Consider the following 22296-nt stretch of genomic DNA (forward strand, 5'->3'; position numbering starts at 1 on the left):
CCTCACCCGATTGTGACCGTCCGCGTCGCACCTGTCGCAGAACTGCGACAGGTTTTCGACACCCGGTGTCTTATGTCGCCGCCCGGGGGGCGCGATGAGCACAACCATGGCCCGCACCTGCCTGTCCGATTCATGGGCGAGGTGTTCCACGAACTACAATCTGGATCCGTCCGAGCGCTGGGAAACACAGGTCCTCAGCCAGCCGGAGCTGCGCTTCGTCAGCGGCCGCACGCAGCGCCTGATCCAGAGTGCGCTGCCCGAAATGCAGCATCTGCACCGGCTGGTGGATCCGCTGGATTTTACGGTGATGCTGGCCGACCCCACGGGCATCGTCCTCTCCCGCCATACGCAGCGCAGCCAGCTCAGCGGCTGCCGGCGCTGGCGCTTCCAGGCCGGAGCGGTGTGGGACGAGCAGAATGCAGGGACCAATGCCATCGGCACCTGCCTGCGTGAGGAACGGCCCGTCATGGTCGTGCATGACCAGCACTGGCGGCTGTGCTTCCGCAAGCTCACGGGCATGGCCGTGCCGGTCTATAATTCCATCGGCGAACTCGCGGGCGCGATGGATATCAGTTCATTTACGGCCGAGAACGTCGTGCCTGCCGCACCGCTACTGATGGACGCGCTCCTGACGACGGCACGGCGCGTGGAGGAGAAACTGTTTCATGACCGCTTCGGGCAGGACATGATCGTGACGCTCGGGCCCTCCACGTCATCCTCGTCGATGCTGGTCGCTCTCGACCGGGATGGTCATGTCCGGGGGGCGACACATGCCAGCCGGCGGCACATGAAGTGGCCCGAGGGCGAACTGTCCAGCCTCCCGGCCCTGCTGCCGCTGCTCGATGCGCAGGAAGAGCCGAGTTTCCGCAGGGCTGAAGCGCAGGTCATTCACTCCGCGCTGGCGACGGTCCACGGAAATGTCAGTGCCGCCGCTCGCCTTCTGGGCGTGAGCCGCTCCACGCTGCACCGCAAGATCAGGGCGCTGGGTCTTGAGCGCTGAAGTCTGACAGGGCCGCCGCATAGTCGTCCGGGCGGAAGCCCACCAGAAGAAGGCCCGGACCTTCCAGAACCGGACGCCGGATCATGGCCGGATGTTCGAGCATGAGCGCAATGGCCCGCTCCGCATCGAGGCCCTCCCGAAGCTCCGGCGGCAGCTTGCGGAACGTCGTTCCCGAACGGTTCAGCAGTTTTTCCCATCCCAGCCGGTTCACCCAGCCTTCAAGACGTGAGCGATCCACACCGTCCCTGCGATAGTCGTGGAAAGTGAACGCGACGGCATGGTCGGTGAGCCATGCGCGCGCCTTGCGCATCGTGTCGCAGTTGGGAATTCCATAAATCGTGACGGATGCGGCCATGAATCCTGTTCCTCTTTTCCCGCCGCAAAGGGGGCGATCGCGATCATGAAACCATGCGCCGGGCGTTCTCACAAACCTGTCGAAAGATGTCCCGAGCAGTCACGTTTTGTTGGAAAAGCCAAAAACCGGTTGTTAATTTTTTTGTGGAGTGCATAGTTAACAAACTATTAACCTCCTTCGTGGCGGCTATCTCATGAGCGAACAGACAGTTACATCTGGCAAGTCAGTCAGCGGTTCCACCGTTTCCAGTGGCGACATCCTGATCGTGTCCTCCGGTGGAAGCACGGTTTCGACCACCGTTCTCGACGGCGGTTCGGTTGCCGTTCTCGATGGTGGCGTGATTTCCGCCACCTCCATTTCCGGCGCGGCCGGAACCGAGGACCAGAGCCAGTCCGTCATCGTCCGCAGCGGCGGTTCGGCGGTGGATACGACCGTTTTCCATGACCAGTTCATCGTCCTGAACGGCGCAAGCGCCTCGGGTGTTGTCCTCAACGACGGCGGCATGACGGTCCAGGGCACGGGCTCGGCCACGAACGTCACCGTGAACTCGCAGGGCAACTACGCGGTCTATGTCGACGGCGGCACGATGACCAACACCGTCATCAACAATGGCGGCGGCATGGTCGAATACAGCGACTCCGGCGACACGACCGGCAAGGGCGGCTCGTCCTACAACACGGTCGTCAACAGCGGTGGCTTCGACGTTGTCCTGAGCGGCAAGTCCGTCAACGAGACCGTCAATGCCGGTGCCTACGAGCAGGTTTATGCCCATGGCGTTGCCAGCAGCACGACCCTTTCCGGCGGCAATCTGTATGACGCGGGTTCGGCGCTCGGCACCACGCTCAGCGGTGGCACCCTGACCGTCGAGGCCGGTGGCGTCGCGGTTGGCACGCAGAACACCAGCGGCTGGTCGGTTGTCGAATCCGGCGGCGTGACGAGCGGGGCCGTCATCAGCGGTCGCGCCGCATTCCAGAGCGTCGCTTCGGGCGCCGTGGATTCCGCATCCACGATCGCCAACGGCGCCAAGGAATGGCTGTCCGGCACGGCCGTCAATGACGCCGTCTCCGGCGTCGGCGAGCTGCACATCGCATCCGGCGCAACGGCTGCCAACACGACCGTCAGCACGCATGGCCATGAGTATGTCAGCGCAGGCGCCGTCGCTTCCGGTACGACCGTGTCCTATCAGGGCATGGACTATGTGGATGGAACGTCGCAGGACGCCACGCTGTCCACCAACAGCCTCCAGATCGTCAACGCTGACGGCCTGGCCGACCATGCAACGCTGTCCACCGGCGCAGTCCAGTACGACAACGGGATCTCGCAGAACACCGTCCTGAACGCAGACGGCACCGAAGTCGTCGGCCAGTATGGCATGTCCTTTGACACCACGATCAACAATGGTGGCGTCGAGAAGATCAATGCCAGCGGCACGGGCGCCAGCGAGACCGTCAACGCAGGCGGCGTGCTCGATGTCCTGTCCGACGGCAAGAGCTACAATGCCAGCGTGACCGGCGGGACGGAAACGGTCGAGGCCGGTGGCCGCAGCGTCAGCACGAACCTGATCAGTGGCAGCGAAGTCGTCAGCGCCAGCGGTCAGGCCATCAACACGGCTGTCAGCGGCGGAACGCTCCTTGATGCCGGCCTTGCGGAAGGCACCACCATCACGGGTGGTTCCATGACGGTTGCAAGCGGCGGCTTTGCCAGCGGCACGACCGAAACCAAGGGCAACATCACCGTCCAGTCCGGCGGTTCGACGGTCAGCACGCTGCTCAGCGGCAGCCAGGCTTACGAGACGGTTCAGGCCGGCGGCGTCGAGAATGGCGCGACCATCATCCGCGGTCAGGACACGGTTGCAGGCTCGGCCTTCGGTGACACCGCCACCACGCTTGGCAAGATCAACGTCCTCTCCGGCGGTTACACCAGCGGCAGCACCGTCACGCGTCATGCCCATGAGACGGTCAGCGCAGGCGGCACCGCCGTCGGCACCGTTCTTGACCAGCAGGGCATGGACTACGTGTACGGCGCCTCCGTCAGCGCCACGGTGAAGGGCGGAAGCCAGCAGTTCATCAGCGCGGGCGGCACGGCAAGCGAGACGACCGTCGGCAGCGGGTCCACCCAGTATGATGCGGGTCGTACCGATCACACCACGCTGCAGCAGGGCGCTTTCGAGACGGTTCTGTCCGGCGGCGTGGCTGACGAAACCACCGTGGCTTCCGGTGCGTGGCTGACGGTGGATGCCGGTGGCGAAATTGACGAGACGGTCCTTGCCGTCGGCGGTCATATCGACATCGACAGCCTGCAGTATGGCGGCGTGGCCAAGGCCGCCATCAATGGTGACACCCTTGTCGTCACGGAAGGCGATGCGAGCTACACCATCGATCTCGAAGGTGATTATTCCGACTATCACGCCGAGCTGACCGAAGACCGCGACGGCAGCACGGTTGTCACGCTCGCCAAGGGCAGCGAGATCTGCTTCCTGCCGGGCACGATGATCACGACGCCTTCCGGCACTGCGGCCGTCGAAGACCTGCGCATCGGCGACGAGGTTACGGCCTGGGTCGATGGCAGCCCCGTCAGCCGCAAGGTCACCTGGGTCGGCAGCAAGCGCGTCCGTGCACAGGGTGGCGCCTCGGCTGACCTCTCCGGTCATCCGGTGCGTATCCTCAAGGATGCGATTGCCGCGAACGTGCCGAACAAGGATCTGCTGGTCACGCCGGAACACTGCCTCTTCATCGATGGCCGTTTCGCCCCGACCCGCATGCTCGTCAACGGCCGCTCGGTATTCTACGACCGCTCCATCAGCGTCTATGACTACTTCCACATCGAGACGGAAAACCACTCCGTCATCATGGCGGACGGCATGCTGACCGAGAGCTATCTCGACACCGGCAACCGTCGCAGCTTCACCCAGCACGGTGAAGTCGCAAGCCTCGGTGGCCGTCAGAAGAGCTGGGAACAGGACGCTGCCGCAGCCCTGACCGTGGACCGCGCAACGGTGGAGCCGATGTTCCGCCAGATCGCAGACCGCGCCATCGCTGCCGGTCTGGAAAGCCATGAGGCTGCTGCCGAACTGACCCAGGATGCAGACCTGCATCTCGTGGCCGATAACGGTACGGTCATCCGTCAGAGCCGTGAGGCCGCTGGCCGGGCGATCTTCATGATCCCTGCCGAGGTGAGCGCAGTCCGCGTCGTCTCCCGCACGGCCCGTCCGTCCGAGACGGTTGGACCGTTCGTTGATGACCGTCGTGAACTGGGCGTTCTGGTCGGCGATGTCGTCCTGTACGACTCCCGCGCCACGCGCTCCATCACGTCGCATCTGACGGATGCCGATCTGGATGGCTGGCAGGTTGCTGACGACGCCACCTGCCGCTGGACGGCTGGCAATGGCCTGCTGACGCTCGGTGAGCGCGATCAGGACAGCCTGGCCCTGCTCTCCATCGAGATCCGCGCCGCTGGTCCGTATCTTGCAGACCGCGCAGTCGAGACGGCCGCGCAGTTCGCCTGATCCTTCAGGCTCCGCGGTGTTCCTTCACGGGATGCCGCGGGACAGAAAAAACCCGGGAGAGGCCTCGCCTTTCCCGGGTTTTTTCATGCCTGACGAAGTAGCACCCGATCAGTTGTTCCAGCGGACACCGGCGAGCGGCTTCTCCAGCTTGGAGATCGGCTTGATGGTCCGGCAGTTCCCGCGCGGCTTGACGCCCTTGAGCAGGCTGAGCGCGAAGGGCACGGAATCATCAGCCGAAACATTGACCGCGCCGTTATGGGTCAGGCCCGGATACTGCTTCCAGGTCACGGGCGTTCCGGCGTCGCACATCGCGGCGACCGCATCATACTGCTGGGACACGCCGGCCTCGTCATCTGCGAGCCCCGTCCCCACGAAGACCGGCATTTTCAGATGCGCGTCCGGAATGGTGAAGGCCGTATCGAAGCCCTGTTCCAGCGGCGAGCGGTCGCCGGTGAAGACGTTCTCTTCCGTCATGTCATGAGCGTTGGTGTATTTGAACAGATCACCCAGACAGGACTGACGGGCCTGATGGGAGAGCTCTTTTCCCTTCTCCGTCATGAACTGCCGCACATCCGCTTCCGGATGCAGGCTGGTCATGGAGCCTTCGACGGTCAGGATGCCGTAGGACGCCGACATGTGCGGGGATTCCGGATTGTCCCGCGTGATCTGCGGGTGAGCCGTGTTCGCCGGGACATGGAACGCGATCACGACACCCGTCGCCACCGTGCCCAGAACATGCAGGTCCGGCGCATATTGCGGAGCGAGCCAGCCGGTTCCAAGCGCCGCACCACCGCCCTGCGACTGCCCGACAAGGACGATCTGGTTGCGCAGCGTGCCCTTGTACTGCTGAAGCGAGGCCCGCAGCCCGTTCAGAACACTATAGCCTTCGGGGCGATACATCAGATACGGATGCGGCCCCGGCGTTCCCAGACCCTGATAATCACTGGCGACCACGGCAAAACCTGCGGCCAGCCAGCGGTCCAGATACGCCCGGTCCCGCGAGAAATAGCCGCGCCATGACGGAGCGCAGATATCGGCAATTCCGGTCGTGCCATGTTCCCAGGCCACGATCGGCCAGCCCCCCTTCGGCGGGGTGCCCTTCGGGAAGATGATCTGCCCGGAGACGGCCACCGGCGCGGGCTCGCCGACACCGCTGACGGATGTGTAAAGCGTGCGGACAGCCAGACCGGCATTGTCCGGCAGGTGCTTGCCCTGGATTTCCTCAGTGCGGATCATGTTGCCCGGCCCCGCCGGAAGCTGCGCCGGCGGCTGATAGAAGGCGCTGACGCCACCATCGCCGTGCGGGCGGTCCGGCTCGGCCACAGCGAACTGCTGTTTCGGTGCGGGCTGCGGCGTGGCGCAGGCGGCGAGCGTTCCCAGTGCGCTGGCACACAGGAAAAGACGGGCAGGAAACTTCATGAGGCTCTCCAGCGGATGGGAAGGATGTCGTTGAAGGTCAAAGGCTTACTGGCCGAGGGCGACACCGTCGCGATGGGGATCGCCCCAGCCGGTGAGCCCGTCCGGGCCAATGGTGATGGCCTGCACGGCGGCATTCATCACGGCAGCATGCGGGTGATGGCCCATGCTCTCAAGCGCGGATTTCAGTTCCGCGGCTGACGTGCCGTGTTCCAGTTCTTCCGCGCGGTTCTGCGCGCCGATACGCGGCTGTTCGATGGCCGTGCGGATGTTCTGGCCCCAGGCGAGATGACCGACCAGCGTCTGCACCACGGAATCAATGATCCGCGCGCCACCGCCAGCGCCCACGATCACTTCAGGCTGGCCATCCGCACCAAATACGATCGTCGGTGCCATCGTCGTGATGGGCCGCTTGCCGGGGGCCGCGATATTAGCGACCGGCTGCCCGTCCACGACAGGATGCGTCGCGAAATTGGTGATCGCGTTGTTGAGCACGACGCCGCCCACCACGATATCCGCCCCGAAGTTGAGATTGATGGTCGTGGTGAAGGACAGCGCGTCTCCGGCCGCATCGCGAATGGAAAGATGCGTCGTGGCGGGCACTGTCATGGCGTCCGAAACCGGAAGGCTGGCCAGACGGTTCTTCAGCACGCCCGGATGGACCTGACCTGCCGCCTCACCTTTCGAGACGAGAGCCGCACGCGCGTCCAGATAGGCGGGGCTCAGCAGTTCGTCTGTTGCAACGGGTGTGTAGTCGGGATCAGCAGCATATTTGCGACGGTCGGCCTCTGCCAGACGTGAAGCTTCGAGCAGAAGATGCGCGGCCTGCACGCTGCCGGGACGATACTGGCCGATTTTCAGACGATCGAGGATCGCAAGCTGCTGAAGCACGGACAGCCCACCCGCAACAGGAGGCGCTGCGGAGCAGATGCGGCGGCCAAAGGCCTCGACACAAAGCGGCGCGCGTTCGCGGACCTTGTAGGCTGCCATATCCTTCGGAGTGATGTGCCCCGGATATGGCCCTGTCGCCACGGCAGCGGAAATCTTCCGGGCGAAAGCGGGGCCATAAAAATAGTCCGCGCCCTTTGCCGCCACCTGCGTCAGCGTCTCGGCCAGAGCAGGATTGTGCAGGATCGTGCCTTTGGGCAACGGATGACCGTCCGCATCGAAATAGGCCTTGAAGCTGGCTTTCTGCGCCAGTTCCGGGCGTTCTGTCAGGACGAGATGCAGATAGCCGGGCATCGCATAGCCATTGCGGGCCGTGGCGATGGCAGCCTGAAACAGGTCGGCCCAGGGGAGTTTGCCGTAACGTTTATGCAGAAGCTCCAGCGTCCGCAGCGTGCCCGGTACGGCGACGACGCGCCCGCTGCGCTCCAGCAGGGCGTGGGGAATGGCGTGCCCGTCCGCGTCATGTGCGTAATCCTGCGGCACGATGGCAGGAGCGGCGGCCAGACCGTCATAGAACGAGAGCTTTCCAGCGCCCTTGTCCCAGTACAGGATCGTGGACCCGCCCCCCAGACCCGAGGCCTGCGGCTCGACCACGGCCAGCACCATCTGGGCCGCAATAGCGGCATCGACCGCGCTGCCGCCGCGGCGGATCACGTCCATCGCGGCCTGCGAGGCCAGCGGGTTGGCTGTGGCGGCCATGGAGGTCGTGGCCGTGCTGGGCGGCGCGACCGGAGCCGGACTGACAGCCGCATGATCCGTCTGCGCACATCCGCCCAGCGCCAGTGTCTGCATCAGTCCCATCATGCCGAACACTCCGCACAGGCTGGCCCGGCGCCGGCTGAAAAGAGGGTTGCGAGCCAATGGACGGGATGCAGGAAATGCTCTGGAATGCATGATGCAGCACATACTTTCATGGTCGGAACGGAAAACATCGTAACAGGATCGTTACGGCCTTCAATCGCCCCGATAAATGCTGCTATGATGGAAACATTATCAACCAGCGGTTTGCAATGAACGTTTTTCAGGCCATGACCACCTTCATGGCGGTCGTCGAGACCGGCAGCATGACCGCTGCCGGAGAACGCTGCGGTATTTCCCCCACCATGGTGGGCAATTACGTGCGCCTTCTGGAGGAACGTCTGGGCACGAGCCTGCTGCGGCGCACCACGCGCAGGCAGAGCCTCACGGCGTTCGGGGCCGTCTATTTCGAGAAATGCCAGTCCATTCTCAAACTGCTGGACGAAACCGAACATCTGGCACAGGCCGCGCAGACCCTGCCCTCCGGCACCCTGCGCGTCACGGCTCCTGTCACTTATGGCACCCAGAGCGTTACGCCCTGTCTGGCGCGGTATCTGGCCGAAAATCCGTCCGTGGATGTTGATCTGGTGCTGACGGAACGCAGCGTGGATCTGACGCATGAGAAGTTCGACATCGCCATCCGCCTTGGGGTGCCGGAACCGTCCTCGCTCATGTGCCGCCGGCTGACGGATTACCGCATGACGCTGTGTGCGTCCCCGGACTATCTCGACCGCCGGGAAGAGCTTCTGGTGCCGCAGCAGCTTGCGACGCATGATGCGCTGGCCTTTGCCTACACGTCCTCATCGCCCTGGCACTGGGCGCGACATGAGTGGCATTTTGAAAGCCCCAAGGGGCGCGTGACGGTGGAAATGCGCCGGCGTGGGCTGTTCAACAGCACGCAGGCCATGCGCCGCGCGGCTCTGGGCGGGCTGGGCATCGCGATGCTGCCGACCGATCTGGTGCAGGAAGACTTGAAAGCCGGGACGCTTCAGGCGCTCCTGCCCGATTACACGCTGCCCTCACGGCCGATCTATCTGCTCTATCACAAGGAACGCTACAGCGCGCCGACGCTGCATTCCTTCATCCGGTTCATCATGCGCAATCTCGGGGACCGCCCAACCGCATCAGGACAGGGCGGAGCGGGCTCTGGTGGAGCCGGAGGATCATGAACGCGGATGGCAGGCCTTCCGTGCGTTTCAGGATGACGCTGCCTGTCATTGCTTCCATTCTCGGCAACATCATAGAATATTACGATTTCGTTATTTACGCATCGTTCTCAAGCTCCATCGGGCAGACCTTCTTTCCTGCCGGGCTGGCCTTCTCCCAGATCGCGCTGACCCTTGCGACCTTCGGCTTCACCCTGCTCGCACGCCCCGTCGGCGCCGTTGTGCTCGGGATCTGTACGGATCGCAGGGGCCGGACCTTCACGATGATCCTGTGCATTGCGCTCATGGCGATCGGCAGTCTGCTGATTACCTTCACGCCCGGCTATCAGAGCATCGGCATGGCCGCCCCGCTCCTGATCGTGACCGCGCGTCTGCTGCACGGGTTTTCGCTGGGGGGAGAGTTCGGAAGTGCCACATCCTTCCTGATCGAACAGGCACCGGGACACGAGGCACGGGCCGCAAGCTGGCAGGCCATCGGGCAGATCGTCGCCTCCCTCGCCGCCGCGATCGTCACACTAAGCCTGACGCTGCTGCTGCCGGCGCAGGGTTTTGACAGCTATGGGTTCCGGATCGCAGCCGGTCTGGGCGCCCTGGCGGGGCTGCTGGCGCTGGTCCTGCGTTTCCGGCTGATTCGGACGCGCCCCTCGCCTCCCGTTGCGAAGGTCATCGCCCCGTCACCGTTCCTGAGACGGGAGAACCTGCTGCGCACGCTCGCTGTCATGGGCGCCGTCGCGCTGGGAAGCGGCATTACCTATCTGGGCATCTACATGCCCCATTATGCCCGGCTGCACTTCCATGTCGCGGCCCGTCTGGCCTATGCGTCGGCGCTGCTGACCTATGGGGGGCAGCTTGTGTTCACGCCCCTGCGCTGGAAGCTGGCGGATTATTTCGACAGGACCCGCAGCATCACGCCGATGCTCCTGTCCTGCGCCCTGCTGTTCTGCCTGCCCTGGCCGATGTTCCGGCTGGTCTCGATATGGCCGGAGAGCATCCTTGTCATGCCGCTTCTGTTCAACGTTACCGGGCTGCTCTATTTCGCGGCTCTGGACGGCTTCATCGGCCTTCTGTTCCCGGACCGCCTGCGCGGGCGTGGCCTGACGATCGGCTATTCCTTCGGCGTCGTCCTGTTCGGCGGTCTCGCACCGCTGACGAACGCGGCCCTGATGTCCTGGAGCGGTACGGAACAGGCCCCGGCGTTCTATCTGGGGCTGACCGCCCTGATCTCGGCGAGCGCGATTTTCGGGGCCAGACGCCTGCTCTGAAGCGGGAACGTTCCGGCGCACCCATATTTCCGGACCGGAATGGACATCCCTGCTTTACGACAGACTATGAAACTATCAATTATTTCTTCGGAATGTTCTTATGATCATCTCCTTTATCTTCAGCCCCAGATTCATAACGGTATCGTAGCGTTAGTTTTTTCAGGATCCCGCCAGACATGTCTTCCAGAATCCCCGCCCCGTCAGACCCCGTGCGTCCCTGCCGACTGCCCGCGTTCTCTTTTCTTGCCGGGCGCGGAAAAACCATTCTGGCGGCTGCCACGATCCTCAGCAGCGCAACCGTTCTTGCAGCCAATGCCGCCTGGGCCGAAGACACCACAAAGACCAGACACGCCCGCAAGACGGCCCATCACGCCGCGCCCACCTCGACGGAAGCGAAGGGCGGACAGGAATCGATCAGCGTTCTCGGACAGCGGAGCCAGGCGCCCGGTGGCGGCATGATGCGGGCGGAAACGGCGGCGCGCTCGGTCCAGTCGGTCACGCAGGCCTATATCGAGATGCAGAGCCCGACCAGTTCTCCGCTCGACCTGATCAAGAACCTGCCCAGCGTCAATATTTCGACGCCAGATCCTTCCGGGAACGAGGGCGGATCCATCAGCAGCCGCGGCCTGTATGACAACGACATCGGCTTCCTGCTCAATGGCATGCCCATCGCGAACGGCTCTTCGACGGCCGCGTCGAACTTCATCCAGAACTACATCGACAGCAACAACATCGCCTCGGAATCCATGACGCCGGGCTCGATCTCGGTTGAAGATCCGCTGACGTCCGCCGCGGCCGGTGCGCTGAGCATCACCACCCGCGCGCCTTCGCAGAAATTCGGCGGTTTCATCTCCGGAAGCTACGGCTCCTTCAACACGTCGCGCGAGTTCATCCGGCTGGACAGCGGCGAGATCGGCCATTCCGGCATCACGAGCTATGCCTCGTTCTCAAACATGCATTCGGACGCCTGGCGCGGCTCGGGCACCAGCGAGCGCAAGCACATGGACTTCCGGATGACCAAGACGATCGGCGAGCGCAGCTCGATCGACCTCTTTGTGGGCTACAACCACTCGTTCTATTACCAGAACCGCTATCCGACGATGGCGAACTTCTATGCGGACAAGAACGGCCTGCCGGTCACGACCCCGATCAGCTACAACGCCACCTTCAGCGCGACGTCTCCGAGCAGCTATTACGGCGTGCATGGCTCGGACAAGGACCAGTTCTACGCGTCCCTGCCGATGAAATTCGCGCTGAACCATCTCTTCAGCGTCACCATCACGCCCTACTACCAGCGCGGCGCCATCACGCTGAACAGCGCCTCGCGTCTGCAGGAAGGCCATACCTATGCGGGAACGGCCCTGCAGAAGGTTGACCTCAACGGTGATGGCAAGATCAGTACGGCCACGCGCGCGGCTGTCTCGACCAATGCCATGTCCCTCAACCAGCAGGGCGGCGTCGTCGCCAGCCTTCACTGGCATGGCGAGAACAATGACGGCCAGATCGGCTACTGGCATGAGGAGAATTCCTATTCCCTCAAGACGCCTCTGTCGCGCATGAACCAAGTCACGGGGGCGCAGCCTTCGGACACGGATACGGCCGCATATTACCGCACCACCAGCGGCAACATCTATTATTCGACCAACTATGTCGGCTCCTACAGCCTCAATTCCGGCTTCATGGAAGACACGCAGTTCTTCCTGAACCACAAGATGTCCCTGACGGGCGGAATCAAGGTTGTGTCCGAGACGCTGCGGGGTCAGGACTTCCTGGCCAGCACGGCAAGCAGCTCGAACCATACCTTCGTCTCCCCGATGCCGCGCATGTCCTGGTCGTGGGACTTTGCTCCGCATCATCAGGTCTACATCAATGCCGAAGGCGACTTCCGTGCGCCTTCACCCGTCAATCTGATCACCCGATACAGCACGAGCACGGGCGCTATGACGACCTCGGGGGCCAATGCGAAGCCGCAGTATTCGATCAAGGAAGAGCTGGGATACCGCTATACGGGTGACGTCTTCCTGGCGGATGTCAGCGTCTACAACTTCAACGTCACCAACCGCCTGCTGTCGCTCAACACATACAGCAACGACGTACCGGTCAGCGAGACGCTCAACACGGGCGGCGAGACGATCCGCGGCGTGGACCTGATGCTGTCCACCAAGCCGCTGTTCCATCGCTTCCGGCCGTATCTGTCGTTCGAATACCTGCACGCCACGATGGACAACAACCTGCCGATTGCAGCCGATAACGGGTCGATCGACTATCTGAAGACGCGCGGCAAGACGCCGATCATGACGCCGAAGTTCATGGGCAGCATCGGCCTGACCTATACGGAAGGCCCGTTCTTCCTGAATGCCAGCATCCGTTACACGGACAAGCAGTATTCGACGTTCATGAACGACCAGGCGATGCCGTCCTATTTCTCGGACTCGCTGTCCCTGGGCTACCACCTGCCGAAGTTCTTCATTGCGCAGTCGCCTGTCTTCAAGCTGAACTTCACCAACCTGACCGGCCAGTACAAGCTGGGTGGCGTCTATTACTTCGCGGAGAATGCGAAGGCCACGACGGGTGTGTATGGCAACAAGATCTCGGCGGATTCCGCACCGTCCTATTACATCCAGCCGCCCTTCTCGATGATGGGCTCGCTCTCCACCAGCTTCTGAAGCAACGACGGCTCCCTCACATCGAGGGAGCCGTTTTCGGTCTCAGGCGACGAGACCGCCATCCACCAGGATGGACGCACCCGTGATGTAAGACGCATCCGGGCTGGCGAGGAACGACACGATGCGGGCAATGTCGTTGACCTTGCCGTAGGATTCCGTAGCCGTGAACTTGCGGATGACGGCAGCCGCCGCGCCATCCTCGGGGTTGAGATCCGTTGCGATCGGGCCGGGCTCGACGACATTCGCCGTGATGCCCTGCGGACCGAGATCCCGTGCCACACCCTTCGTAAAGCCGATCAGACCGGCCTTCGTGGCCGAATAGAGCGAGATGCCCGGGAACGGCGCACGCTCACCGAAGGCCGAGCCGATATAGATCAGGCGGCCACCCGTCTTCATGTATTTCAGGGCCTCGACCGTTTCGACCATCGCAGCACGCAGGTTGAGGTTCAGGACATCCTCGATCTGCGTGACGGTCATCTGGGCGATCGGGCCGTAGGGGTAGATACCCGCGTTGCACACGAGTGCGTCCAGACGTCCGAAGGCTTCATGCGTCTTCGTAATGGCTGCGATATTGCCGTCCGTGCTGCCGCCATCGGCCTGAACGGCGACGGCCTTGCGGCCCAGTGCCTCGACTTCTGACACGACTTTCTGCGCAGCTTTTTCGTTGCGGGCATAGGTGATGGCGATATCGAAGCCATCCTGCGCCAGCTTCAGCGCGATGGCCGCGCCGATACCGCGTGATCCACCGGTAATGAGCGCTACTCTGTGGGTCATGATCCTGTTCCTTTTGACTGCGCTGACGAAAGATCCGTCTTTGAGCTGCCAGATCATGAGGCATTTTCGGGCCGGACCCAACCACCTGTTGGACATTGTGAAGACATCCTTCCCGCAAAGGCCTAGAACACATCTCATGTTGGAACAGCAGAACCCCACCGGACCCCGTCGCGGCTGGACGGATATTGTCGCAGGTCTTTCCCTTGCCTCGGTGAATATTCCGCAAGTTCTGGGCTATACGCGCATTGCGGCCATGCCGGCGGTCACGGGGCTTTATACGGTCCTGCTGCCACTTGTGGCCTTTGCAGCGTTCGGTTCGTCCCGGCATCTGGTCGTGGCCGCTGATTCCGCGACGGCGGCCATTTTCTCAAGCGCGATCGGCAAGATGGCACCGCCCGAAAGCGCGCATTACATCGCGCTCGTCAGCATGACGGCGCTGCTCTGTGCGGCACTTCTGCTGGTGGCGCGGGTTTTCCGGCTGGGGTTTCTGGCGGATTTCCTGTCCCGCACCGTGCTGACGGGATTTCTGGCTGGTGTGGGCGTGCAGGTCTGCATTGCCATGCTGCATGACATGCTGGGCGTATCGGTCAGCGCGCATAATCCGCTGGTGCAGGCTTACGAAACTCTTCGGCAGATCCCGCATGGGAGCCTGATGGTCGCGGGTCTCTCGGCGGTGACGGTCGGCATTCTCATGACCGGGCAGCGCCTTGCACCGCATCTGCCGGCCGGACTCTGCGTCGTGATCGGCAGCATCGCGCTGAGCATGGGGCTGAACCTGTCCCATCACGGTGTTCCGACACTGGGGCATGTCGCGGGCGGGTTGCCGCATTTCGGCCTGCCGGATGTTTCGTGGAACGAGCTTCTGGCCCTTCTGCCTGTCGCGGCGTCCTGCGTGTTCGTCATCATCGCACAGAGTGCGGCCACGTCACGCGTCTTCGGGGAGCGGTTTCATGAAACCGTCGATGAGGACCGCGATCTTCTGGGGCTGTCGGCGGCCAATGTTGCCGCGGGACTGAGCGGGACCTTCACCGTCAATGGCAGCCCGACCCAGACGGCCATGGCCGTGCGGTCCGGTGCGCGCACGCAGTTGGCGCAGGTGACGTTCGCCTGCGTGACGCTCATAGTGCTGCTGTTCCTCACGCGCCCGCTCGAAGCCCTGCCCCGCTGCGTTCTGGCGGGGATCGTCTTTACCGTGGCGGTCGGCATGATCGATCTGAAAAGCCTGCGTGCGATCCGGCAGGAAAGCCCCGGTGAGTTCTGGCTGGCCATTACGACAGCCGCCGTCGTTGTGGGTGTTGGCGTCGAGGAAGGCATTTTCCTTGCCATCGCGCTGTCACTGTTCCGCCATGTCCGGCACAGCTACGAACCGCATACGATGGTGCTGCAACAGTCCCCGACGGCCGGCGTTCTGGAAGCCCTGCCCGCAAAAGACGGGCTGGAAAGCGCGCCGGGGCTGATCGTCTTCCGCTTCTGCGCGGATCTGTTCTACGCCAATTCGACGCGCTTTCGTCAGGATCTTCTGGATCTGGTGGAGCATGCGCCCCATCCCGTCCGCTGTGTCGTGCTGGATGCAAGCCCCGTCACCGACATCGACTATTCTGCCGCCGCCGACCTGCGGGACCTGATCGCACAACTGCATCAGCGCGGCATTGCGCTGCTCTTCGGGCGGGTGAGCGTCTATCTGCGGGCCGATATGGACCGGCACCACATCACCCCGGCCCTTGGGGACGGCAATATCTACGCCGAACTGCATACGGCGCTGAAAGCCGCCCACCATATCCTTGGGGACACCGCAGCGTCCCCGTCGCCCGTCAGGCCTTCCTGACGAACTCGGATTTGAGGTTCATCGCGCCGATTCCAGGGATCTTGCAGGCGATATCATGCCCGTCGCCACCGTCCGAAAGGCGGATGTTCTTCACCTTGGTGCCGCCCTTGACGACCATGGACGAGCCTTTGATCTTCAGATCCTTGATGACTGTCACGCTGTCGCCATCGGCCAGGACATTGCCGTTGGCATCGCGGATTTCAGCAGAAGCCTCGCTGCTCTCTGCTGCCGTGTCGGCCGGGTTCCACTCATGCGCGCATTCCGGGCACATCCACAGCGCACCATCCGGATAAACGTGTTCGCACCCGCAGACCGGGCATTTCAGATTACTGTCCATGATGACCTTTTTCCGTTTGTGGCCGGACACTACTGCACGCAGTCCGTATTTCAAAACGGAGCTCAGTCGTTTTCGTAACCTGTTCGTTCGACATGGAGCGCGCTATCAACGGGGCAGACATATATTGCCACGCTGATGGAAAGACTGTTTCGATGTCCGACACCACGCCCCAGCCCGTTGCCGCGCCCCTGACCCGGGCTGCCATTTTCCTGGTCCTGAACATCAATCCCGGCACGGACGCGGAAAAGACCATCCGCAGTCTGTGCGCGGACCTTTCGGGCCTGCGTCGCACGGTGGGTTTCCGGGACCTGAACGGGCAGCTTTCCTGTGTTCTGGGTTTTGGCTCTGCCGCCTGGGACCGTCTCTTTCCCGGTCCGCGCCCGAAGGAACTGCACCCGTTTCAGGAAATCAAAGGCGTCCATCACGCCGTCTCCACGCCCGGCGACATGCTCTTTCATATCCGCGCCACGCGCATGGATATGTGCTTCGAGATGGCCAAGCTGGTCATGGATCGCCTGCGCAGCGTGTGCACGGTTGTCGATGAAGTTCACGGCTTCAAGTATTTCGATGACCGGGACCTGATCGGCTTCGTGGACGGTACGGAAAACCCGGAAAACGCCGCAGCATGCGAAGCCGCAATCATCGGCGATGAAGATCCGGCTTTCAAAGGCGGCAGCTACGTCATCACCCAGAAATACTTCCACGATCTCGACGCCTGGAACACCCTGCCGATCGAAATGCAGGAAAAGATCATCGGCCGCAGAAAGCTCTCCAATGTCGAGCTTGATGACAAAACAAAGCCCGCTTACGCCCATAACGCGCTGAATGTCGTGACGCGCAACGGCAAGCAGGTCGATATCCTGCGGGACAACATGCCGTTTGGTGAAGCCGGCAAGGGTGAATTCGGCACCTATTTCATCGGCTATGCCCGCTCCCCGTCCGTGACCGAGGAAATGCTGCACAACATGTTCGTCGGCAAGCCGGAAGGAAATTATGACCGCCTGCTGGATTACAGCCGCCCCGTCACGGGCACACTGTTCTTCGTTCCGTCAGCCGATTATCTGGACGATATCGACGCCTGATCGCGCAGGCAGGTCTGAAGGTCCGTCGCACCCCGCAAGGGCGTGCGCGGACGGTCATAGCGCCCGTCCACAAAAATCCCCGTCATCGTGGCATAGGACTGAGCGGCTTCGGTGCAGAAGCCGTGACTGCGGTAGAACTCCGGCCATTGCGGACGCGGGATTTCGTCGACCTTCACATCCCGCTCCAGCACGGCGCTGAGTGCTGTTGCGACATCCTCAGGCGTGTAGGTTTCGGGGCCTTCGATATTGTAAGTGCCCGTCTCTTCCACTGGCGCGACCAGAAGACGGGCCGCCAGTTCGCCCACATCCTGCGGCGCGACCATCGGGGCTTTAAGCCCCTTGGGAAGCAGGCTGGGAAATACCCCTGACTGCCGCGCAGTGGACAGAGCGCCGTACCAGTTGCTCATGAAATACGCCGCTCTCACGATACAGAGCGGCACTCCCGTTTCCCGCGCGCCTTGCTCGAAAGTGTACAGGCTCCCCAGATCCCCACAATGCGGGTTGTCCTGCGCGCCATAGGTCGATTGCACGACGATCTTTTCCAGAGAAGCTCCCCGGACGGCATCAAGAATGGACTGGATCGTGCGGCGTTCTTCGCAGTCCACATCCAGCGACGGGCTGGCGGGCGGGTTCAGCAGAAATGCGCGCCGGGCATTGCAGAAAGCCGCCGTCAGGGCCGCCGTGTCATGAACATCGAGCACGGCCACGCTGGCCCCGAGGGCAGACCATGCAGCGGACTGTTCCGGACGGTGCAGCACGACCGTGACCGCCCGCTTCTGTTCCAGCAGACATCTGACGACCGTGCCGCCCACATGCCCTGAAGCCCCGAGAACGATATCCATGTCATTTCCCCCTGCACGCTGTTTAGGGGGAAAGCGGATCAGTGTTCCAGATAGAACTCGATGGGAACCGTCAGGGAGAGCGGATCGCCCTGCACACTGTCGGGCGGAATGGGCAGCGGTTCGGCCCGGTGGATCAGGGCCAGCGTCTCCGCGTCCAGCAGGTCATGCCCCGCGCTGCGCTTGAGGCTGGCGCTCAGGACATGGCCTTTGCGATCCATGACGAAATGCAGCAGGGACGTTCCTTCCTGATGCGTGGACTGGGCAGCTTCCGGATAGCGCTTGAACCGCTCCAGACGTGCCAGAAGCTCCCCCTGCCAGGTGACGGGATCATGCGATGCATGACTGGACGTGCTGGCCGAAGCGGCGCTCGGGCTGGTCGTGGGCGGGGCTTCCACAGTGCGCGGGGCCGTTGTCTTTTCCGCAGGCGGCGCTTTGACCGGAACGGGCGGGAGCGGCTTGTGCACACTCGGCTTGTGCGGCCTGATCTTTTGCGTTTTGGGCACCGGGACCGGCGGGTTGGGCGCGGGGCTTGGCGGCGCTTCAACCTTGGGCGGATCTTCCGGCTGCGGCTCCGTCGAGGCCACTGCCTGCTGCGGACCGGGATCGACATCCTGCTGCGGGGCCGGAACCGGCGCGGGCACAGGGGCGAGATCGATGCTGATCGCCGCCGGGGGCGGTTCCGCTGCCAGAATGGGCTGGGGATGGGCGGACGTCACTGCCCAGAACAGGACAGCCCCCGTGAGGACGACAACCCCCAGCGCGGAGCCACCCCAAAGCCTTACGCTCCGGCGGTCTTCCAGACGGCAGGTCGCGGCGTACCATTCCCGAAAACTCGGCAGCGTCGCTTGCGCGGAGATCAGCCCGTCCGACATCAGGGCGTTGTTCCGGTTGTCTGGCCTTGCAAAGTCACGAGAGCCACCTTGAGATATCCCGCACTGCGCAGATGATCCATGACGTCCATGAGCGTGCCGTAATCCACGGTCTTGTCGGCGCGCAGGAAGATGCGTTCGTCGCGGTTGCCCTTGGTCGCAGCGGCGAGCGCTTCCGTCAGTTGGGCCGCAGGCACGTCATTTTCGCCGAGGGCCAGATTGTGATCCGCCTTGACGGTCAGGAAAACGGGCTCGTCCGGCCGGGGTGCCGTCTGCTGCGTGGAGGATGGCAGATCGACGGGGACGTTGACGGTCGTGAGCGGAGCCGTGACCATGAAGATCACGAGCAGCACCAGCATGACATCAATGAACGGCGTGACGTTGATTTCGTGCGCTTCGAGCACGGTTTCGTCCGCATGGCGGATCCGGATGGCCATGGAAACTTACTCTGCCGCAGCCAGCGTATCGCGGCCAAAGCGGAGCACCTTGCCACCGCTGATCCCGCGAGCCAGATCCCGCGAAACGAGGCGCATGACGAGCGACGTCAGATCCGCGACACAGGCTCGGCAGGCTGCCGTCTGGCGGGCGAGATGGTTGTAGATCACCACGGCCGGAATGGCGGCGACGAGGCCGAGTGCCGTGGCCAGAAGTGCTTCGGCAATGCCTGGCGCCACGACGGCAAGGCTGGTGGCATGGGCGGCCGCAATGCCCGTGAAGGACGACATGATGCCCCAGACCGTGCCGAACAGCCCGACGAACGGAGACGTCGCACCGATGGTCGCAAGAACGCCCGTCCCCCGCATCAGGCGGCGGCCTTCAGCGGCTTCCAGCCTTTCCAGATGCAGAACGATGCGCTCCTTGATGCCCTCGCGATCGCCGGGAATGTCCTGCGAGCGCTGACGCTCCACTTCGGCCGCCATGACCATGGCATGGGCGATGCCGGAGCCCGATCCGGTGCGCGTCCATTCCTCGCCGATATCCAGCGTCTCGGCGTCTTCGAGCGTGATTTCCGACTTCTTCAGACGCGAGCGCAGGCGCTGCAGTTCAATGGTTTTGGCAATGAAGATCGTCCAGGTCACGAGCGAGGCCATCGCAAGGATTGTCATGACGCCCCGCACGACCGGGCCGGCGTCGAGAAACATCTGCCAGGGGGAAAAGCTAAGGGACATCACGGCACCTGTTGGAACTGCGGGAATACTGAATCGACGATAATGAGAGTCATTCTCACTATCAAGGATGATTCGCATCCTCTTGCATGTCGTTTCGTGTCCGGGGGCCGGATTTCAGGCGGATATGAAAAAGCCCCGGTCTGACCGGGGCTTTTGTGTCTCAGTCCTGATGCTGTTCAGGGTGTTGGTGATGGCCCCCATGGCCTGATCCGTCTCCCGGACCGCCATGGTCATGCGGGCGCTGAAGGGCTGCGACCACCGTATCATTGACGGGATGTCCGGACGCTTTTGCGATATCGTCGAGCGTCTGATCCGCCGAGCTGACCGTATAGCCCTGTGCCTGAAGACGGTGCATGAGAGCGTCTGCATCCGTATGGACCAGAGGCGCCAGCAGCGTGAGCGGCGCATGTTCCAGAACCGGGAGCGCCATGAACGCGGTCTGTCGGTTGCCCGCATGGCCGCTGGGCGCCTGGAAGAAGAACGGGATGCAGCCCGCGAACGCGATGATCAGCGGCACATACAGCGTCTTGCGACGGGCGTAATTGACCAGCGAGGTCCAGTTCTTCACCAGATGAAGGATGAAGGGTGCGAGAAGCACCATGCTCAGCCATTCATGGATGGGATGAAACGCTGTCGGCCCCCAGTGGAAGAACAGCGCCACGCCCGTGACGCCGGAGACAATGAAGAACCCGGTCGTCAGTGGGGTTCCGTATCGGTTCATGAATGTCTTGAACATGTTGCTTTCTTGTGCCGGCACAACGCCGGACGCAGGTTGATGTCAGAAAAACAGGGATTTAAGCGGGGAGATACCGGCTGACTTCGAGCCCTGTCCCCACGGGCAGCGGCACGCTCAGCATGTGCGGGATGGCGCGGACGGCCTGCTGGTATTTGCGCGCGTCTTCGCCACCGGGAACGCGCATGTTGTCCGCAACGATGATGGCGCCCGGGTTGAGTTTTGGCAGGACGGCCTCAAGGCAGGGCACATAGAGGTCTTTCCACAGATCCATCAGGACGAAGTCGATGCCGTCGTCCATCCGACCGATCAGGTCCAGCGCATCGCCGTGGCGGAAATCGACGTAATCGGCCAGCCCCGCCCGCTCCGCCATGTCGCGGGCATAGGCGATCTTGTGCGGCTCCAGCTCCATTGTCACGAGCCGTCCGCCCGCAGTCCGCGCCGCCTCCGCCAGCCAGATTGTGGAATAGCCGTAGGACGTTCCCAGTTCGAGAATGGTCGGCTTGTCCAGAACCCGCGCGAGAATGCTGATGAGCTGTCCGGTCCGGCGGCCTACCGCCAGAAACCGTTCGGAATTGGGGCGGTGGATCCCGGCATTGCGCTCTTCGCGCTCGGCCTGAAGCCGCTCGTGATAAAGCTCCAGAACCTGTGCGACACGATCATCCATGCAACCCGATCCTTCCCTGAGACCAATATCCTGTCATGGTTTCAGGCGCTGTCACCTCACCATTCTGTATGAAAAACGCACGGTCTGTAAGGCGATGTTTCAGCTCAGGCGGCATGGGAGACGCCCCTCGCCGCCTGGGCCTCCAGCAGCGCTAGGCAGCGGATCATGACGGCCTGGAACACCCGCTCCCGCGCATGGGGGCGGATCAGGGCCAGCACGGCGTCGGGCACGCCGATGATCGCGCAATCCAGCGCTTTTTCAAGCCCCAGCGCGGCCTCGGACCAGACGCCCCGCTCCAGCGCCAGACGCGCCAGATTGAGCCAGGCCCAGCAGTCTCCGCCCTCGGCCGCGGCCTGATAGAACTGATGGGCCGTGTCCGGATCAGGCTCTCCCGCCGGGGCTGAACCATCCTCGTGCATGATCCCCAGCATGTTCAGGGCCTTGGCGTTTCCGGTCCGGGCGGCGTCCACATAGAGCCGGTAAGCCCGCTGTGTATTCTTCGGCACTCCGTCCCCGGCCAGAAACAGATCGGCCAGATTGAACATGGCCCAGCCGTCTCCGCCCTCGATCGCGGTTTCAAAACAGCGCGCCGCCATGGCAGGGTTGCGCTTTACGCCCCAGCCGCGCTCGTAAGCGCGGCCGAGCATATTCAACGCCACGGGATGGCCGCTGCGCGCCGCGATCGCGAAACAGGAAAAGGCGTCTTCCCGACGCCCCGCATCCAGATGGGTCTGCGCCAGAATCAGCTGCGCCTTCACCTGTTCGGGAACAGGCAAAGGCACAGGCCGGGCGGTCCCGTTATCCTGATGCGCTCCTGACACTGATGACATCGCGTTCCTTTCTGGTCCGGTCTTTCACACGGGGTGAAAGACCGGGGTTGTT

General features: G+C 62.9%; 19 protein-coding genes. 7 read left to right on the top strand and 12 right to left on the bottom strand.

The genetic code is table 11. From position 1 onward, the window contains the following. The first annotated feature begins 94 nt into the window (after positions 1-94). The gene (locus GLS_RS03065; protein ID WP_041111090.1) at positions 95-1000 is read left to right on the top strand and encodes a helix-turn-helix domain-containing protein; all 906 of its coding nucleotides are present in this window, start codon (positions 95-97) and stop codon (positions 998-1000) included. Here GLS_RS03065 and GLS_RS03070 read toward each other — a convergent pair. Further along, a complete protein-coding gene (locus tag GLS_RS03070) occupies positions 975-1355 on the bottom strand; it encodes an ArsC family reductase (RefSeq protein ID WP_041111091.1) in 381 nt (126 codons plus the stop codon). The two genes, GLS_RS03065 and GLS_RS03070, sit on opposite strands and share 26 nt — an antisense overlap. A 193-nt stretch (positions 1356-1548) precedes the next feature. Between GLS_RS03070 and GLS_RS03075 the strand changes: the two genes are divergently transcribed. Next, complete coding sequence (locus GLS_RS03075; RefSeq protein WP_041111092.1) at positions 1549-4860, top strand: Hint domain-containing protein; 3312 nt, start codon at positions 1549-1551, stop codon at positions 4858-4860. Between the two features lie 108 nt (positions 4861-4968). Here GLS_RS03075 and GLS_RS03080 read toward each other — a convergent pair whose 3' ends face one another. Then, on the bottom strand, positions 4969-6279 hold the full coding sequence (locus GLS_RS03080) for a lipase family protein (RefSeq protein WP_041111094.1): 1311 nt from the start codon (positions 6277-6279) through the stop codon (positions 4969-4971). A 45-nt stretch (positions 6280-6324) separates the two neighbouring features. Then, positions 6325-8028, bottom strand: coding sequence for a gamma-glutamyltransferase (gene ggt, locus GLS_RS03085; RefSeq protein WP_041111095.1), 1704 nt, complete (start codon positions 8026-8028; stop codon positions 6325-6327). 224 nt (positions 8029-8252) lie between these two features. Between ggt and GLS_RS03090 the strand changes: the two genes are divergently transcribed. From GLS_RS03090 to GLS_RS03100, 3 genes are all read left to right on the top strand, one after another. Beyond that, positions 8253-9191: a LysR family transcriptional regulator gene (locus GLS_RS03090; RefSeq protein ID WP_226986623.1), complete on the top strand. Its 939-nt coding sequence runs from the start codon at positions 8253-8255 to the stop codon at positions 9189-9191. Between the two features lie 20 nt (positions 9192-9211). Further along, a complete protein-coding gene (locus GLS_RS03095; RefSeq protein WP_226986624.1) occupies positions 9212-10450 on the top strand; it encodes an MFS transporter in 1239 nt (412 codons plus the stop codon). A 176-nt stretch (positions 10451-10626) separates the two neighbouring features. Next, on the top strand, positions 10627-13116 hold the full coding sequence (locus GLS_RS03100) for a TonB-dependent receptor (RefSeq protein ID WP_052327439.1): 2490 nt from the start codon (positions 10627-10629) through the stop codon (positions 13114-13116). Between the two features lie 42 nt (positions 13117-13158). On the opposite strand, the gene GLS_RS03105 is transcribed toward GLS_RS03100, so the two are convergent. Next, positions 13159-13890, bottom strand: coding sequence for an SDR family NAD(P)-dependent oxidoreductase (locus GLS_RS03105; protein ID WP_041111098.1), 732 nt, complete (start codon positions 13888-13890; stop codon positions 13159-13161). 136 nt (positions 13891-14026) lie between these two features. On the opposite strand from GLS_RS03105, the gene GLS_RS03110 reads away from it, so the two are divergent. Beyond that, on the top strand, positions 14027-15715 hold the full coding sequence (locus tag GLS_RS03110; protein WP_052327440.1) for a SulP family inorganic anion transporter: 1689 nt from the start codon (positions 14027-14029) through the stop codon (positions 15713-15715). Here GLS_RS03110 and GLS_RS03115 read toward each other — a convergent pair. Beyond that, positions 15702-16052: a zinc ribbon domain-containing protein YjdM gene (locus GLS_RS03115; protein ID WP_041111100.1), complete on the bottom strand. Its 351-nt coding sequence runs from the start codon at positions 16050-16052 to the stop codon at positions 15702-15704. The two genes, GLS_RS03110 and GLS_RS03115, sit on opposite strands and share 14 nt — an antisense overlap. Before the next feature lie 152 nt (positions 16053-16204). Between GLS_RS03115 and GLS_RS03120 the strand changes: the two genes are divergently transcribed. Continuing rightward, entirely contained in the window at positions 16205-17134 is a 930-nt protein-coding gene (locus tag GLS_RS03120) for a Dyp-type peroxidase (RefSeq protein WP_041111102.1), read from the top strand. Here GLS_RS03120 and GLS_RS03125 read toward each other — a convergent pair. The 7 genes from GLS_RS03125 to GLS_RS03155 form a co-directional block, all read right to left on the bottom strand. Continuing rightward, positions 17110-17976: an NmrA family NAD(P)-binding protein gene (locus tag GLS_RS03125; RefSeq protein WP_041111104.1), complete on the bottom strand. Its 867-nt coding sequence runs from the start codon at positions 17974-17976 to the stop codon at positions 17110-17112. The genes GLS_RS03120 and GLS_RS03125 overlap by 25 nt on opposite strands. 38 nt (positions 17977-18014) lie before the next feature. Continuing rightward, complete coding sequence (locus GLS_RS03130) at positions 18015-18848, bottom strand: energy transducer TonB (RefSeq protein ID WP_041111106.1); 834 nt, start codon at positions 18846-18848, stop codon at positions 18015-18017. Then, positions 18848-19282: a TonB system transport protein ExbD gene (gene exbD, locus GLS_RS03135; RefSeq protein WP_041111108.1), complete on the bottom strand. Its 435-nt coding sequence runs from the start codon at positions 19280-19282 to the stop codon at positions 18848-18850. Before exbD ends, GLS_RS03130 begins: the two co-directional genes overlap by 1 nt. A 6-nt stretch (positions 19283-19288) precedes the next feature. Further along, complete coding sequence (gene exbB / locus GLS_RS03140; protein ID WP_041111110.1) at positions 19289-20014, bottom strand: tonB-system energizer ExbB; 726 nt, start codon at positions 20012-20014, stop codon at positions 19289-19291. 160 nt (positions 20015-20174) lie between these two features. Then, on the bottom strand, positions 20175-20750 hold the full coding sequence (locus GLS_RS03145; protein WP_193363838.1) for a DUF4405 domain-containing protein: 576 nt from the start codon (positions 20748-20750) through the stop codon (positions 20175-20177). Between the two features lie 58 nt (positions 20751-20808). Beyond that, positions 20809-21414, bottom strand: a complete 606-nt coding sequence (locus GLS_RS03150) for an O-methyltransferase (protein ID WP_041111112.1) — start codon at positions 21412-21414, stop codon at positions 20809-20811. A 104-nt stretch (positions 21415-21518) separates the two neighbouring features. Then, positions 21519-22244 (bottom strand): tetratricopeptide repeat protein, encoded by a 726-nt coding sequence (locus GLS_RS03155; RefSeq protein ID WP_041111113.1) that lies wholly within the window; start codon positions 22242-22244, stop codon positions 21519-21521. Positions 22245-22296: the final 52 nt, after the last annotated feature.

The sequence above is a fragment of the Gluconobacter oxydans DSM 3504 genome (assembly GCF_000583855.1).
Classification (GTDB): Bacteria; Pseudomonadota; Alphaproteobacteria; order Acetobacterales; family Acetobacteraceae; genus Gluconobacter; species Gluconobacter oxydans.

Coding starts and splice junctions, on each gene's coding strand:
- GLS_RS03145 (WP_193363838.1), bottom strand. CDS start 20,750: ATGTTCAAGACATTCATGAACCGATACGGAACCCCACTGACGACCGGG.
- exbB (WP_041111110.1), bottom strand. CDS start 20,014: ATGTCCCTTAGCTTTTCCCCCTGGCAGATGTTTCTCGACGCCGGCCCG.
- GLS_RS03150 (WP_041111112.1), bottom strand. CDS start 21,414: ATGGATGATCGTGTCGCACAGGTTCTGGAGCTTTATCACGAGCGGCTT.
- GLS_RS03110 (WP_052327440.1), top strand. CDS start 14,027: ATGTTGGAACAGCAGAACCCCACCGGACCCCGTCGCGGCTGGACGGAT.
- GLS_RS03115 (WP_041111100.1), bottom strand. CDS start 16,052: ATGGACAGTAATCTGAAATGCCCGGTCTGCGGGTGCGAACACGTTTAT.
- exbD (WP_041111108.1), bottom strand. CDS start 19,282: ATGGCCATCCGGATCCGCCATGCGGACGAAACCGTGCTCGAAGCGCAC.
- GLS_RS03105 (WP_041111098.1), bottom strand. CDS start 13,890: ATGACCCACAGAGTAGCGCTCATTACCGGTGGATCACGCGGTATCGGC.
- ggt (WP_041111095.1), bottom strand. CDS start 8,028: ATGATGGGACTGATGCAGACACTGGCGCTGGGCGGATGTGCGCAGACG.
- GLS_RS03120 (WP_041111102.1), top strand. CDS start 16,205: ATGTCCGACACCACGCCCCAGCCCGTTGCCGCGCCCCTGACCCGGGCT.
- GLS_RS03100 (WP_052327439.1), top strand. CDS start 10,627: ATGTCTTCCAGAATCCCCGCCCCGTCAGACCCCGTGCGTCCCTGCCGA.
- GLS_RS03090 (WP_226986623.1), top strand. CDS start 8,253: ATGACCACCTTCATGGCGGTCGTCGAGACCGGCAGCATGACCGCTGCC.
- GLS_RS03065 (WP_041111090.1), top strand. CDS start 95: ATGAGCACAACCATGGCCCGCACCTGCCTGTCCGATTCATGGGCGAGG.
- GLS_RS03125 (WP_041111104.1), bottom strand. CDS start 17,976: ATGGATATCGTTCTCGGGGCTTCAGGGCATGTGGGCGGCACGGTCGTC.
- GLS_RS03070 (WP_041111091.1), bottom strand. CDS start 1,355: ATGGCCGCATCCGTCACGATTTATGGAATTCCCAACTGCGACACGATG.
- GLS_RS03075 (WP_041111092.1), top strand. CDS start 1,549: ATGAGCGAACAGACAGTTACATCTGGCAAGTCAGTCAGCGGTTCCACC.
- GLS_RS03080 (WP_041111094.1), bottom strand. CDS start 6,279: ATGAAGTTTCCTGCCCGTCTTTTCCTGTGTGCCAGCGCACTGGGAACG.
- GLS_RS03130 (WP_041111106.1), bottom strand. CDS start 18,848: ATGTCGGACGGGCTGATCTCCGCGCAAGCGACGCTGCCGAGTTTTCGG.
- GLS_RS03155 (WP_041111113.1), bottom strand. CDS start 22,244: ATGTCATCAGTGTCAGGAGCGCATCAGGATAACGGGACCGCCCGGCCT.